Raw genomic sequence first — 14,008 nt, forward strand, 5'->3', positions numbered from 1 at the left:
GAAAAGGCCGGAAATCGCGTGTCGGATTATAGGAAGCGCGTTTACACGATCCGATACGCTTGTGACCCGCTGCCAGGGTGTGACAAATGCATCATCCAGGCTGTCGTCGCCGGAGGGGCGGTGCGTGTGCCATTTGCAACGAGGGAGGGGCCCTCAAAATGGAAAAGTCTTTGTGCGTCAACCACTTTGTTGCTAGCATTGAAGTAACTTATTAACAGTCCGTCTTCGACGGCTGTTCGGCATTGGGGAACCGCGTGAGCTTTCTTGACATCCTGTTGGGTCGCAAGCATGCGTCGCTGATCGGACTGGATATCAGCTCGTCGAGCGCCAAGCTGGTCGAACTGGGCCAGACGGCCACCGGCGAGTACGTGGTCGAGCGCTTTGCCAGCGAGCCCTTCGAGAAGGGTTGGATCACCGATGGCCAGATCGAAAAATTCGACGAGGTGGCCGAGGCCGTGCGCCGCGTGGTCGCCAAGAGCGGTACGCGCACCAAGCAGGTGGCCATGGCGATGCCGCAGTCCGCGGTGATCACCAAGAAGATCGTGCTGCCCGGTGGGCTGCGCGAGGAGGAGCTGGAGCTGCAGGTCGAAGCCGAGGCCAACCAGTACATCCCCTTCTCGCTGGACGAGGTGAGCCTGGACTTCTGCATCATCGGGCCCGGCTCCGACGTGATGGGAGACATCGAGGTGCTGATTGCAGCCTCGCGCAAGGACCGCGTGCAGGATCGGCAGGGCCTCGCCGAGGCGGCCGGGCTCAAGCCCGTGGTGCTGGACATCGAGTCCAACGCCTCGCGCCTGGCGGTCAGCCGGGTCATCGCCACGCTGCCCAACGAGGGGCGCGATGCCCTGGTGGCGCTGTTCGAGATCGGTGCCGACACCACCAGCCTCAAGGTGCTGCGTGACGACGAGATCCTCTACGACCGTGACCAGGCCTTTGGCGGCGCGCAGCTCACCCAGCTGATCTCCCGCCAGTACGGCCTGTCCTTCGAGGAGGCCGAACACAAGAAGATGGCCGGCGACCTGCCCGAGGACTACGAGAACGGGCTGCTGTCGCCCTTCGTCGACAGCCTGGCGCAGGAGATCGGGCGGGCGCTGCAGTATTTCTTCACCAGCACGCCGCACCACAAGGTGCACTATGTGATGCTCTCCGGCGGCACGGCCACGCTGCCCGGCCTCAAGGACCGGGTCACCGAGCTGACCGGCTTCGCTTCCATGGTCGTCAACCCCTTCGAGGGCATGAAGATCGGATCGGCCGTGCGTGAGAGCAAACTTCGGCGCGAGGCGTCGTCCTACCTGACGGCCTGCGGCCTGGCGATGCGGAGGTTCCTGCAATGATCCTGATCAACCTGCTCCCCCACCGGGAAGAGCGGCGCAGGCGTCGCAAGCAGGCGTTCTTCATCGCGCTCGGGCTGGCGGCCGTTGCCGGCCTGCTGGTGGTCGGCGCCTGGTATCTGGTGCTGCTGGAGATGACCCACGTGCAGCAGGCGCGCAACGAGTTCCTGCAGTCGGAGATCCGCCGGCTCGAAAGCCAGATCAAGGACATCGCCTCGCTGAAGTCCGAGATCGAGGCGCTCAAGGCACGCCAGAAGGTCGTCGAGGACTTCCAGATCGACCGCAACATGCCCGTGCACCTGCTCAACGAACTGGTGGCGCAGACGCCCGAGGGGGTCTACCTCGCCACCATCCGGCAGGATGGGCAGGGCGTGGCCGTGAGCGGTGTGGCCCAGACCAACGAGCGCGTGTCGGAGTTCCTGCGCAACACCGCCTACAACGCGACCTGGCTGGAAAAGCCCGAGCTGGTCGAGATCAAGGCCACCCAGGCGGGCGGCCCAGGCGCACGCGACCCGAAGCGCCTGTTCGAGTTCTCCGTGCGCCTGACGCTCAAGCGGCCGCAGGACCGGGAAGCCCAGGCCGCGGGTGCGCGTGCATCCGATGCCGCGGGCGGGAACAAGGCGGGGCGGCCTCCTGCGGCGGCGGCATCGCGTGCCGCGTCGGCATCGTGAAGGAGAGGCGATGGCCACCGCACGCAATCTGAACATCGACTTCGAGGCCCTGCTGGCCAGCGCGGGCGCGCAGTTCCGTGACCTCAACACCAGTGAGCCGGGGCAGTGGCCGCTGCTGCCCAAGCTCGCCGCCTGGCTGTGCGCCGCGGTGGTGATGGTGGTGATCGGCTGGTTCGGCATCATCTCGCCCGCCGTGGACGAGCTGGCGGCCGAGGAGTCGCGCGAGGAACAGCTCAAGGAGCAGTACAAGGGCAAGCTGGCGCAGGCGATCAACCTCGACGAGTTGCGCAAGCAGAAGCTGCAGGTGCAGGAGTACGTGACGCAGCTGGAGCGCCAGCTGCCCGGCAAGGCGGAGATGGACGCATTGCTGTCCGACATCAACCAGGCCGGCCTGGGGCGGGGCCTGCAGTTCGAGCTGTTCCGCCCGGGCCAGGTCAACGTGCGCGACTACTATGCCGAGTTGCCCATTGCCCTGCGGGTGACGGGCCGTTATCACGACATGGGGTCCTTCGCGGCCGACGTGGCCAACCTCTCGCGCATCGTGACGCTGCACAACGTCACCATCACGGGCGCGGGGGCCGCGGTGGCGGGCAATCCCAACCCGTCGGGGATCCTGGCGATGGAGGCGACCGCCCGCACCTACCGCTACCTCGACCAGGCCGAGATCGACGAGCGCCGCAATGCCGCGGCCAAGGCGGTCAAGAAGACGTCCGGAGGCGGCCAATGAGCGATCCGAGAAACTTCGCCCGCATCGGGATCGGGGGGTGCCGTGGCCGGCTGGCGCTGCTCGTGCTGATCGCCGCAGCGGGCCTGACCGCCTGTGGCAACCCGCACGAGGAGCTGCAGGCCTGGATGGACCAGCAGCGCCGCGAGGCCAAGCCGCGTGTCTCGCCGCTGCTGCCGCCGCGCCGCTTCGATCCGCAGCCCTACCTGGGTGCCCAGGTGGTGGACCCCTTCAGCACCCAGAAGCTGCAGGTCGCGCTGAAGAAGGAAACCCAGCAGCCCAACTCGCTGCTGGCCGCGGAGATGAAGCGCCGGCGCGAGCCGCTGGAAGCCTATCCGCTGGACGCGCTGATGATGGTGGGCAGTGTCCAGCGCAGCGGGGCGCCCAGCGCGCTGTTGAGGGCAGACAGCCTGCTGTACCAGGTCAAGGTGGGTGACTACATCGGCCAGAACTATGGCCGGGTCACCCGGATCACCGAAACCGAGATCGTGCTGCGCGAGATCGTGCAGGACACCGTCGGTGAATGGGTCGAGCGCACGAGCACGCTGACGCTCCAGGAGCGTCCTCAGGAGAAGGGTCGATGAATCACATCGAGGAGAAGGCATCCATGCTGGGTCGGCGGCGGGTACGTCGGATTTCGCAGGCAGTGCTGTTCGTGTCCGTTGGCCTGCTGCCGATGCTGGCCTGGGCGGACCCGGCCATCCAGGCCATCCAGGGTGCGCAGCAGGCGGGCAACGAGACCCTCCGTATCGAGCTCAGCGAGCCGCTGGCCGCCGTGCCCAAGGGCTTCGTGCTGCAGACGCCGCCACGCATCGCGCTGGACCTGCCCGGGGTCACCAATGCCACCGGCCGCGGCGCCCAGGAGCTCAACCTGGGCAACCTGCGCTCCGTGGCAATGGCCCAGGCGGGGGATCGCACCCGGCTGGTGCTCAACCTGAAGCAGGCCACCCAGTACCGGGCCGAGCTGCAGGGCAAGTTCCTGGTCGTGACGCTCGACCCGGTGCCCATGAGTGCGCCGCCAACGGCCGCCACGGCGGTGGCGGTGGTGCCTGCCGCCTCGACCGCCGCGGTGAAGGCAGCCGGGGCCGCCAGCGAGCCGATCCACTTCGCCGAGCCCCAGAACACGCAGGCCGAGCGCATCCGCGACATCGACTTCCGGCGCGGTCGCGATGGCGCGGGCCGTGTCGTCGTCGACCTGCCCAACACCAAGGTGGGCGTGGACATCCGCCAGCAGGGTCAGAACCTGGTGGTCGAGTTCCTGCGCTCCAACCTGCCGGCCAACCTGCGCAAGCGCCTGGACGTGACCGACTTCGGCACCCCGGTGCAGGCCGTCTCCACCGTGCAGGTGGGGGATCGGGTGCGCATGACGGTCGAGCCGCGCGGTGCCTGGGAGCACAGCGCCTACCAGACCGACACGCAGTTCGTGCTCGAAGTGCGGCCGCAGAAGGTGGACCCGCAGAAGCTGACGGCCGGCCCGGGCTACACCGGTGACAAGCTGTCGCTGAACTTCCAGAGCATCGACGTGCGCTCGCTGCTGCAGGTGATCGCCGACTTCACCAACTTCAACATCGTCACCAGCGACAGTGTGACCGGCAGCGTCACCCTGCGGCTGAAGGACGTTCCCTGGGACCAGGCGCTGGACATCATCATGCAGGCGAAGGGGCTGGGCGTGAAGAAGTCCGGCAACGTGCTGTGGGTCGCGCCGAAGGATGAACTGGCATCCAAGGAGAAGCAGGAGCTCGAAGCCAAGGCCCAGGTGGCCGCGCTGGAGCCGCTGCGCACCCAGTCCTTCCAGCTGAACTACACCAAGGCCGAGGAAGTCGCCAGGGGGCTCACCGGCCAGCAGGCCGCCAGCACCGGCAGTGGCGGCGGCAGCACCAGCACGCGCATCCTGTCGCCGCGAGGCAGTGTGATCTCGGAGATGCGCACCAACCAGCTCTTCGTCAGCGACATCCCCTCCAAGCTGGAGGAGATCGGCCAGCTGATCGGCAAGATCGACGTGCCGGTGCGGCAGGTGATGATCGAGGCGCGCATCGTCGAGGCCGAGGACACCTTCGGCCGTTCCCTGGGCGTCAAGCTCGGTGGCAACGACCTGCGTGGCGTCAACGGTGGCGTGCCGGGCTGGCGCACCGTGGGCAACACCCGCGTGGCGGTGGGCGGCAACTACGCCTCCATCGGCGACAGCACGCTGCAGACCTCGGGTGCCTCGGCCTTCAGCGACACCCAGTTCATCAGCCTGCCGGCCAACACCAGCTCGCTCGGCGGGGCCACGGCGGCCACGTTCGCGCTGTCGCTGTTCGGCGCAGCCTCCAACCGCTTCCTGAACCTGGAACTCTCCGCGCTGGAGGCCGAAGGCAAGGGCAAGCTGGTGTCCAGCCCGCGCGTGATCACCGCCGACCAGGTGAAGGCGCTGATCGAGCAGGGCACCGAGCTGCCCTACCAGACCGCCACCTCCAGCGGCGCAACGGCCATTTCCTTCCGCAAAGCCAACCTGAAGCTGGAAGTGACGCCGCAGATCACGCCCGAGGGCAACATCATCCTCGACGTGGACGTCAACAAGGACAGCGTCGGCCAGCAGACCTCCGCCGGCTATGCGATCAACACCAAGCACGTCAAGACGCAGGTGCTGGTCGAGAACGGCGGCACGGTGGTGATCGGCGGCATCTTCGAAACCACCGAGACCGAGTCGGTCAACAAGGTGCCCCTGCTGGGCGACATTCCCTACCTGGGCGCGCTGTTCCGCAACAAGACGCGCACGGCCAACAAGACTGAACTGCTGGTGTTCCTGACACCCAAGGTGATCACGGATCGCAACGCGGCGGCGCGTTGAGCACTGGCGACCAGCAAACAACCATTCAGGAGTAAGGGATGCGATTCATCAAGTGGCTGCTGGCGTTTTCATTTCTCGTCAGCCTGATGGCTTGTGGGGGCAGCAATGGCGCTGGGACCTCAGTCTTTGACAACGGAACCGGGTCCGAGACCGGCTCTACCGCACCGACGCTGAGCGTTGCGCTTTCCAGCACCAGTGCCAGTACATCCTCTCCAATCGTTGCCATCGCAACGGTGCTGGATGCCAAAGGGGTTCCCGTGTCTGGCGTGTTGGTGCGCTTTTCCACTGGGACGGCGGCCACCGTGTCGCAGTCAAGCGCTGCAACCGACGCGTCTGGGCAGGCTTCCGTAAGGGTGTATCCCGCCATCGGAGTCACTTCTGGAGCGGATGCCCTGACGGCCAAGGCGTCGGTCTCATCGGTTGAACTGAGTTCGACGAAGGCGTTCAATGTTGCCGCTTCGTCTCAGGCTGGAATCGCCTTGACGCTGTCTTCAGACACTGTCGCGGCGGCACCTGCCTCAACCGTTACTGCCACGGTGATGGATGTTGCGGGAGTTGCTCTCAGTGGTCAGGTGGTCACATTCACGACCAATGGGTCGATTGGCGCCCTCAGTGCGTCTACCGCGCTGACAGACATCAACGGGGTTGCCGTAGTCAGTCTTTCTGCGGCCACTGGGGTCAGTTCCGGTGCGGGGTATGTGACGGCAGCCACATCGATTTCAGGGGTCGCTTACGAATCTAGCCGTGCCTACCAAGTGGCTTCGAGCGGTTCCGTTGGTACAGGCTTGACGATTGCCGTATCAAGTATGACGGTCAGCCTCACTTCGCCAGCGACGGTTTCTGCAACCGTGACCAGCAGGTCCGGTGGTGTGGCGAATCAGTTGGTGCGTTTCTCGACAACCGAAGGGTCTGGCGCGGTCAGTTCTGTGACGGCTCTGACAAATGGTTCGGGTGTCGCAACGGTTACCTTGACACCAGCAACGGGTGTTCCCAGTGGGACGGCAGACTACGTCGTCGCAACGACGTCATTGAATGGCCAGACCTATCGGGCGCAGACGCCATTCCAGATTCAGAGCAGTGCCGTGACGGGAGCCCCCTCGCTCACGTTGGCGCTCTCCTCTTCGACGGTGACGTCGATTGCGCCGGTGACAGTCACGGCCACCCTTCGCGACGGATCTTCACAGCCTATCCAAGGCCAAGTGCTTTCTTTTGCGACGGTGTCAGGGCTGGGTACGTTGAGTGCAACGTCCGCGTTGACTGACACCAGCGGCGTGGCGAAGGTGTTGTTGTCGCCGAAGGCAGGTCTGACGACAGGGGCCGATTATGTGTCCGCCACGGGAACCGTCTCGGGTGCGGCACTCAGGGAGCAGAAGGGGTTCCAGATCGGTGGTGATGCCGTCAGTATTGCGTCCATGACCAGCGGATTGGTGAGCGGTACTAGCCTGAGTGCCTATGGGCAAACCGGCGTGACAGTGACTCTGTCTGGGGTTGCTGCAGGCACGCCGGTCACCTTGGCTGTGGGCTCCTCCTGTGTTGACAAGGGCAAGGCGACGTTCCTGCCGACAACCATGACCACGACGAGCGGCACAGCGACGTTCACTTTTAAGGATGTCGGCTGTGGTGCGACTGCGACCTCGGATAATCTGAAAGTGACGCTATCCGGAACCTCGGTTTCCCAATCATTGGTTCTTCCGATTCGTGCGCCAGAGGCCGCAAACATTCAGTTCGCCTCTGCCACACCGGAGACGGTCTATATCAAGGGTTCGGGGTTCGCGGAAACGTCAATCGTGACTTTCAAAGTGACTGATCTTTCTGGTAATTCGTTGCCGGATCAGCAAGTTGAGCTCTGTCTCAGTACCTTGGTCGGCGGATTGACACTTGATGGCTACACTGGGATGGATTGCTCCGGCAGTGGTTCATCGAAGAAGGTTCTGGCGCGGACCAGCAATGCGAACGGCGAGGTTTCGGTTATGGTGAATTCCGGAACCGTTCCGACGCCTGTGCGAGTCAGTGCCACGTTGGCCGGTAAGTCGATTTCGACGGTTTCAAGCAACCTTGCTGTTGCCGTCGGTCTTCCCTCTCAACTAAATTTCTCGTTGTCCCAGGGTACGCGAAATATCGAGGGGATGAATATTGATGGGACTGCGAATACCTATTCGATCATTGCCTCCGATCGCATGGGTAATCCAGTTCCCGTAGGAACGACCATCAGTTTCGTGGCTGAAGGTGGTCAGGTGGAAGCGTCGAAGCAGATCGTGCTCACTAGCGGCTTGGCGCGCGCATCAGCCAACTTCATCTCTGCTGACCCCCGCCCCCGTGATGGGCGAGTGACTGTCTTGGCTTATGCCCTTGGAGAGGAGTCTTTCCTAGACCTCAATGGGAATAATATTTACGATTCCGGAGAGGACTTTCTGGATCTTGGCGACATTTTTGTAGATCGAGCCTTCAATGGCTATTGGGACGGCGCCGAGGATCAGTATGTCTCGTTGTCGATTACCGGGGCCAGTGCGTGCAGGGCTGCGGCCAACTCAGTTCTCTTGGGCGGCGCCAATGAGGCTTGGGCACCGTCGCGTCCGTCCACATGTAATGGGGTCTGGGGTCGGGCATACGTTCGCAAGGCTATCGAAACTGTGCTTTCAACGTCTGCGGCGCGACCGGTCTGGAATTCAAGGCCTGCAGGCAGCACGACTGCGTCGCCGATCACCCTCCAGAATGCTCCGGTTCCATATCCGGTGGGGAGTTCGGTCATCCCGAGCGCTTCTTACTATCCTCTGGCTGGGGCGTCGCTTGCTTGCATGTCCAAGGAAGGGACAGTTTCCTTCCTTGCAGCCGATGCAAACACGTTCGGGGCGCCATCATCAATTTTGGGCCGTCTCAACCCGATGGCGGCGGGTACGATAATCGAGGCTTCGACACCCAGTGAAGGGCTTACTGTTTCTGTGATAGGCGGATCACCGGTGCCTAGCACCACAGAAGCAAGTGGCGCTGCTTTTTCGTACAAGTTTGACGATACTCACAATAGTGGCATAGTCGTACTGAAGTTCAAGTCCCCCTCTGGTCTGGCGACGACCATAACTTTATCGATTAGCCAACTTGGGTCGTGCAGTTGATGTTCGTGGCCTGACTTCTTGAAAACCATTTCTCTTGTTGCCATGCCCGGCGCCGGCAAATCCACGGCGGGCAAGCACCTTGCGCAGGCGCTGGGGGTGGCCTTCGTCGATGCTGACCACGAGATCGAGCGCCGCATCGGCGGGTCGATCCGGTCCTTCTTCGAAACCGAGGGCGAAGTCGCCTTCCGTGATGTGGAGGAGCAGGTCATTTCCGACCTGGCGCAGCGGCCGGGCCAGGTGCTGGCCACTGGCGGTGGCGCGGTGCTGCGGCCGGCCAACCGGCAGGCGCTGCGCGAACACACCACGGTGATCTACCTGCGCGCCACGCCGGAGGAGCTGTTCCGCCGGCTGCGGCACGACACCCAGCGCCCGTTGCTGCAGGTGGCCGACCCGCTGCGCCGGCTGCGCGATCTCTACCGTGACCGTGACCCGCTCTACCGCGAGGTGGCGCAGTTCATCATCGAAACCGGCCGGCCCTCGGTCGCGACGATGGTGAACATGATCCTGATGCAGCTGGAACTGGCCGGCCTGGTCGACCCGGCGCAGGTGCCTGCGACCGTGGGTGTGCGACTGCCGCGCTGATCGCCCCCGCGTGATCGCCCCCGCGGAGGGCGCCGCTACACTCGCAGGCATGTCGACCGCCTCCTCTGCCCCCCCGGTTTCACCCCTGTCAGTCACCGCAGCGCAGCCCGCTGGCAACCTGCGCCGCACCGTCCCGGTGTCGCTGGGCGAGCGCAGCTACGACATCGTCATTGGCTGCGGACTGCTCGACGATCCCACCAGCTGGGCCGGGCTGCCCAGGTCGGCGACGGCGCTGATCGTCAGCAACGTCACCGTCGCGCCGCTGTATGCCGATCGCCTGGCCGCCGCGCTGGCGCCGCTGCACCGCCGTGTCCTGCGACTGGAGTTGCCCGATGGCGAGGCGCACAAGAATGCCGCCGTGCTGGAGCGCATCTACGACCGCCTGCTCGGCGACGCCTGTGACCGCCGGACGGTGCTCTACGCGCTGGGTGGCGGCGTGGTGGGCGACATGACCGGCTTTGCCGCGGCCTGCTACATGCGCGGCGTGCCCTTCGTGCAGGTGCCGACCACGCTGCTGGCCCAGGTGGACTCGTCGGTGGGCGGCAAGACCGCGATCAACCACCCGCTGGGCAAGAACATGATCGGCGCGTTCTACCAGCCCGCGCGGGTGATCTGCGACCTGGACACGCTCGATACCCTGGCGCCGCGCGAACTGAGCGCCGGCCTGGCCGAGGTGATCAAGTACGGGCCGATCGCCGACGCCGGCTTCCTCGACTGGATCGAGGCCAACCTGGCGGCCCTGATGCGCCGCGACAAGGCGGCGCTGGCCCACGCGGTGCAGCGCTCCTGCGAGATCAAGGCGCAGGTGGTCGGCTGCGACGAGCGTGAGAGCGGGCTGCGCGCGATCCTGAACTTCGGCCATACCTTTGGCCACGCCATCGAGGCCGGCCTGGGCTACGGCGAGTGGCTGCACGGCGAGGCGGTGGGCTGCGGCATGGTGATGGCCGCCGACCTGTCGGCCCGCCTGGGCCTGATGCCGGCAGACTTCGTCGCGCGCCTGAAGCGGGTCTGCGAGCGCGCCGGCCTGCCGGTGCGTGCGCCTGCGCTCGGTGCCGAACGCTGGCTGGCGCTGATGGGGCTGGACAAGAAGGCCGAAGGCGGCGAGATCCGCTTCGTCGTCATCGACCGCCTGGGCAGCGCACGCATGCAGGCGGCGCCCGAGTCGATCGTGCGCGAGGTCATCGCGGCGCACGGCGGCGCCTGAACGTGGCGACGCGCGCGTGCCCTCCGCTGGCAGTGCCGCCCGCGACGCCGCTGGGCGCCGAGCTGGCGCCCTATGCCAGCGACCCGGCGCGCAGCCGCGGCCGGCGCCACCCCGAGCTGCCGGCGCCGACGCGCAACCCCTACCAGCGCGACCGCGACCGCATCGTCCACAGCACGGCGTTCCGACGGCTGGTCTACAAGACGCAGGTCTTCCTCAACCACGAGGGCGACCTCTTCCGCACCCGGCTGACCCACACACTGGAGGTGGCCCAGCTGGGCCGCTCGATCGCCCGCTCGCTCGGGCTGCACGAGGACTTGGTCGAGGCCATCGCGCTCGCGCACGACCTGGGCCACACCCCCTTCGGCCATGCCGGGCAGGACGCGCTGCACGCGTGCATGGCGGGCCACGGCGGCTTCGAGCACAACCTGCAGAGCCTGCGCGTGGTCGACGTGCTGGAACAGCGCTACCCGGCCTTCGACGGGCTGAACCTGACTTTCGAGACGCGTGAGGGCATCCTCAAACACTGTGCGCTTCGGGTGGCACGCTGGATCGAGCGGCACGAGCCGGGCGGCGTGGGCGCGCGCTTCCTGGCGCGCAGCCAGCCCAGCCTGGAGGCTCAGCTGGCCAACCTGGCCGACGAGATCGCCTACAACGCCCACGACGTGGACGACGGCGTGCGCTCCGGCCTGATCACGCTGGAGCAGCTCGGCGAGCTGCCGCTGATCGCGCGCTTTCGCGACGCGGCGCTGGCCGAATACCCATCGCTGGCCGTCGGGCCGCAGCGTCGCCTGCTGTTCGAGACGCTGCGGCGCATGCTCTCCGAGCAGGTCTACGACGTGATCGACGCCACCCGCACCGCGCTGCAGCAGCACGCCCCCGGGACGGCGGACGAGGTGCGGGCCGCGCCGCCGCTGGTGGGTTTCAGCCCCGAGATGCGCCAGCAGAGCGCCCAGCTCAAGCGCTTCCTGTTCCAGCGCCTGTACCGCCACCCCGCCGTGATGGTCACCACGGAGCGGGCGATGCAGGTGTTGCGCGAACTGTTCGCGATCTACGTGGCCCGGCCGCAGGAGATGCCCCCCGACTACGCTGGCTCACCGCTGCGCGAGCGTGCGGTGGCCGACTATGTCTCCGGCATGACCGACCGCTTTGCGATCCGTGAGCACGCGCGGCTCACCGGCACACGCGTCTTCGAGCCGGGCTGAGCCCCCGCGCGGCCCGGGCCCCCGGCGGCATCCACGCAGCAGAAGCGGCCGCGGCCGAGGATGGCGGCGGCCGTTCAGCAGGATGATGCAACGCAAGGACAGGGCCGTGGCTTTGGATATGATGCGAATGATTCTCATCATTGCGCCATGAACCACCCCGCCACTCCTCCCTCCACCCAGCCAGCCGCCCTGTGCGATCTGCATGAAATCGCTCTGAAGGAGCCTGCCACCGTGGTCGGCGTCCGTGCGCCGAGCCATGCGCCCGAGTGGTCCGGCTGGTTGGCCGAGATCGGTTTCCTCCCCGGCGAGCGGGTGCAACTGCTCGGCCGTGCGGTGCCGGGCGGCGATCCGCTGGTGGTGCGGGTGGGGGATTCGACCTTCGCGCTGCGGGTGGCGGAAGCCGCCTGTGTGCAGGTGCGCCGAGTGGCCTCGGCCGTGGCCGCGTCGGGCTCGGTCCGATGAAGGAGGCCGTGGTCCATGTCCACCGCGGCGGGCCGTTGCTGGCGCTGGTGGGCAACCCGAACTGCGGCAAGACGGCGCTGTTCAACCGCCTGACCGGCAGCCGGCAGAAGGTCGGCAACTACGCGGGCGTGACGGTGGAGCGCAAGGAGGGGCAGTTCAGCAGCCCCGACGGGCGGCTGCTGCGCCTGCTTGACCTGCCGGGCGCCTACAGCCTGCAGCCGCGCTCGCCCGACGAGTCGGTGACGGTGGATGTGCTGCGGGGCAACGCGCGCGGCGAAAAGCGTCCGGACCTGGTGATCTGCGTGGTCGATGCCACCCAGCTGCGCCGCAATCTGCGGCTGGTGCTGGCGGTCAAGCGCATGGGGCTGCCCTGCGTGGTGGCGCTCAACATGGCCGACCTGGCGGAAAGGCGCGGCATCGTGGTCGATGCCGAGGCGCTGGGCCGCGAGCTGGGCCTGACGGTGGTGCGCACGGTGGCGGTGCAGGCGGACGGTGCGGATGCGCTGCGCGGCCTGCTCGACCAGCCGGAAGTCTGGCACCGCCAGCCGTTGCCGGACGACGTGCGTGACCTGGCCCCCGAGGTGGACCCGCGTGGCGACCATGCCGCGGTGCAGGGCATCCTGGAGCGGCTCGGCCTGGCGGAAGTGGCGCCCCACCTGGCCAGCGACCGCATCGACCGTGCCGTGCTGCACCCGCTGGCCGGGCCGTTGCTGCTGGCGCTGATCCTCTTCCTGGTGTTCCAGGCGGTGTTTGCCTGGGCCGAGACGCCCAAGGGCTGGATCGAGGCGGGCACTGCCTGGGCCGGCGCGTCGGTGAGCGCGGCCCTGCCCGCGGGGGGGCTGCGCAGTCTTCTGGTCGACGGGCTGATCGCCGGGCTGGGCGGGGTGCTGGTGTTCCTGCCGCAGATCGTCATCCTGTTCTTCTTCATCCTGCTGCTGGAGGAGTCGGGCTACCTGCCGCGTGCGGCCTTCCTGCTCGACCGGATCATGGGCAGCGTGGGGCTGTCGGGGCGCTCGTTCATCCCGCTGCTGTCGAGCTTTGCCTGCGCGATCCCCGGCATCATGGCCGCGCGCACCATTGCCAACCCGCGCGACCGGCTGGTGACCATCCTGATCGCGCCGCTGATGACCTGCTCGGCGCGCCTGCCGGTGTACGCGCTGCTGATCGGCGCCTTCGTGCCGCAGCGCGAGGTCTGGGGCGGCATCGAGCTGCAGGGGCTGGTGCTGTTCGGCCTGTACCTGGCGGGCATCGTGGGCGCGATGGCGGTGGCCTGGGTGCTCAAGCTGCTGACCTCGCGCCGCCAGGTGCGCACGCTGATGATGGAGCTGCCCAGCTACCACTGGCCGCAGCCGCGCAACATCGCCATCGGGCTGTGGCAGCGGGTGAAGATCTTCCTGCGCCGCGTGGGCGGCATCATCCTGCTGCTCACGGTGGCGCTGTGGGCGCTGGCGAGCTTCCCTGCGCCGCCCGTGGGCGCCACCGGCCCGGCGGTGGAGTACAGCCTGGCCGGCACGCTCGGCCGCGCGCTGGCGGTGGTGTTCGAGCCGATCGGCTTCAACTGGCAGATCAGCATCGCGCTGGTGCCGGGCCTGGCGGCGCGCGAAGTGGCAGTGAGCGCGCTGGCCACGGTGTACTCGCTCTCGGCCACCGGCGAAGATGCCGCCGGCGTGCTGGCGCCGCTGCTGGCGCAGGGCTGGAGCCTGGCCACCGCGCTGTCGCTGCTGGCCTGGTACGTGGCCGCACCGATGTGCCTGAGCACGCTCGCGGCCATCCGCCGCGAGACCGGCAGCTGGAAGATGGCTGGCGTGGCGGCGGCCTACCTGACGCTGCTGGCCTACGGGCTGGCCTTCGTGACCTACCGGCTGGCGCTGGCGCTGGGGGCGGGCTGATCG

Annotated in this window: 11 protein-coding genes; all 11 read left to right on the forward strand. The window is 66.7% G+C overall.

The features are described from left to right. Positions 1 to 254 precede the first annotated feature (254 nt). The 11 genes from NGK70_RS06895 to feoB all read left to right on the forward strand — a co-directional run bounded on the left by NGK70_RS06895 (position 255) and on the right by feoB (position 14,005). Entirely contained in the window at positions 255 to 1,334 is a 1,080-nt protein-coding gene (locus tag NGK70_RS06895) for a pilus assembly protein PilM (protein ID WP_251972529.1), read from the forward strand. Then, on the forward strand, positions 1,331 to 2,002 hold the full coding sequence (locus NGK70_RS06900) for a PilN domain-containing protein (protein ID WP_251972530.1): 672 nt from the start codon (positions 1,331 to 1,333) through the stop codon (positions 2,000 to 2,002). The genes NGK70_RS06895 and NGK70_RS06900 overlap by 4 nt, the downstream gene beginning before the upstream one ends. Before the next feature lie 10 nt (positions 2,003 to 2,012). Next, positions 2,013 to 2,729: a type IV pilus inner membrane component PilO gene (locus NGK70_RS06905; protein ID WP_251972531.1), complete on the forward strand. Its 717-nt coding sequence runs from the start codon at positions 2,013 to 2,015 to the stop codon at positions 2,727 to 2,729. Then, positions 2,726 to 3,310, forward strand: a complete 585-nt coding sequence (locus tag NGK70_RS06910) for a pilus assembly protein PilP (protein ID WP_251972532.1) — start codon at positions 2,726 to 2,728, stop codon at positions 3,308 to 3,310. Before NGK70_RS06905 ends, NGK70_RS06910 begins: the two co-directional genes overlap by 4 nt. Next, on the forward strand, positions 3,307 to 5,556 hold the full coding sequence (locus tag NGK70_RS06915) for a type IV pilus secretin PilQ (protein WP_251972533.1): 2,250 nt from the start codon (positions 3,307 to 3,309) through the stop codon (positions 5,554 to 5,556). The genes NGK70_RS06910 and NGK70_RS06915 overlap by 4 nt, the downstream gene beginning before the upstream one ends. A gap of 38 nt (positions 5,557 to 5,594) precedes the next feature. Then, positions 5,595 to 8,666 carry a beta strand repeat-containing protein gene (locus NGK70_RS06920; RefSeq protein ID WP_251972534.1) on the forward strand — a complete coding sequence of 1,024 codons (3,072 nt, stop codon included), beginning with the start codon at positions 5,595 to 5,597 and terminating at the stop codon, positions 8,664 to 8,666. A 42-nt stretch (positions 8,667 to 8,708) separates the two neighbouring features. Beyond that, positions 8,709 to 9,248 (forward strand): shikimate kinase, encoded by a 540-nt coding sequence (locus NGK70_RS06925; RefSeq protein ID WP_251973707.1) that lies wholly within the window; start codon positions 8,709 to 8,711, stop codon positions 9,246 to 9,248. Positions 9,249 to 9,297: 49 nt separating this feature from the next. After that, positions 9,298 to 10,452: a 3-dehydroquinate synthase gene (gene aroB / locus NGK70_RS06930; RefSeq protein WP_251972535.1), complete on the forward strand. Its 1,155-nt coding sequence runs from the start codon at positions 9,298 to 9,300 to the stop codon at positions 10,450 to 10,452. 2 nt (positions 10,453 to 10,454) lie between these two features. Then, a complete protein-coding gene (locus tag NGK70_RS06935; RefSeq protein WP_251972536.1) occupies positions 10,455 to 11,654 on the forward strand; it encodes a deoxyguanosinetriphosphate triphosphohydrolase in 1,200 nt (399 codons plus the stop codon). A 147-nt stretch (positions 11,655 to 11,801) separates the two neighbouring features. After that, positions 11,802 to 12,116 carry a FeoA family protein gene (locus tag NGK70_RS06940; protein WP_251972537.1) on the forward strand — a complete coding sequence of 105 codons (315 nt, stop codon included), beginning with the start codon at positions 11,802 to 11,804 and terminating at the stop codon, positions 12,114 to 12,116. Continuing rightward, positions 12,113 to 14,005, forward strand: a complete 1,893-nt coding sequence (gene feoB / locus NGK70_RS06945) for a ferrous iron transporter B (protein WP_251972538.1) — start codon at positions 12,113 to 12,115, stop codon at positions 14,003 to 14,005. The genes NGK70_RS06940 and feoB overlap by 4 nt, the downstream gene beginning before the upstream one ends. The last annotated feature ends 3 nt before the right edge of the window (positions 14,006 to 14,008 follow it).

The sequence above is a fragment of the Sphaerotilus microaerophilus genome, assembly GCF_023734135.1.
GTDB classification, from domain to species: domain Bacteria; phylum Pseudomonadota; class Gammaproteobacteria; order Burkholderiales; family Burkholderiaceae_C; genus Sphaerotilus; species Sphaerotilus microaerophilus.

Excerpts from the sequence above, each read along its gene's own strand:
- NGK70_RS06910 (WP_251972532.1), top strand. The coding sequence starts at position 2,726 with ATGAGCGATCCGAGAAACTTCGCCCGCATCGGGATCGGGGGGTGCCGT.
- NGK70_RS06915 (WP_251972533.1), top strand. The coding sequence starts at position 3,307 with ATGAATCACATCGAGGAGAAGGCATCCATGCTGGGTCGGCGGCGGGTA.
- NGK70_RS06940 (WP_251972537.1), top strand. The coding sequence starts at position 11,802 with ATGAACCACCCCGCCACTCCTCCCTCCACCCAGCCAGCCGCCCTGTGC.
- NGK70_RS06905 (WP_251972531.1), top strand. The coding sequence starts at position 2,013 with ATGGCCACCGCACGCAATCTGAACATCGACTTCGAGGCCCTGCTGGCC.
- feoB (WP_251972538.1), top strand. The coding sequence starts at position 12,113 with ATGAAGGAGGCCGTGGTCCATGTCCACCGCGGCGGGCCGTTGCTGGCG.
- NGK70_RS06900 (WP_251972530.1), top strand. The coding sequence starts at position 1,331 with ATGATCCTGATCAACCTGCTCCCCCACCGGGAAGAGCGGCGCAGGCGT.
- NGK70_RS06925 (WP_251973707.1), top strand. The coding sequence starts at position 8,709 with ATGCCCGGCGCCGGCAAATCCACGGCGGGCAAGCACCTTGCGCAGGCG.
- NGK70_RS06920 (WP_251972534.1), top strand. The coding sequence starts at position 5,595 with ATGCGATTCATCAAGTGGCTGCTGGCGTTTTCATTTCTCGTCAGCCTG.
- aroB (WP_251972535.1), top strand. The coding sequence starts at position 9,298 with ATGTCGACCGCCTCCTCTGCCCCCCCGGTTTCACCCCTGTCAGTCACC.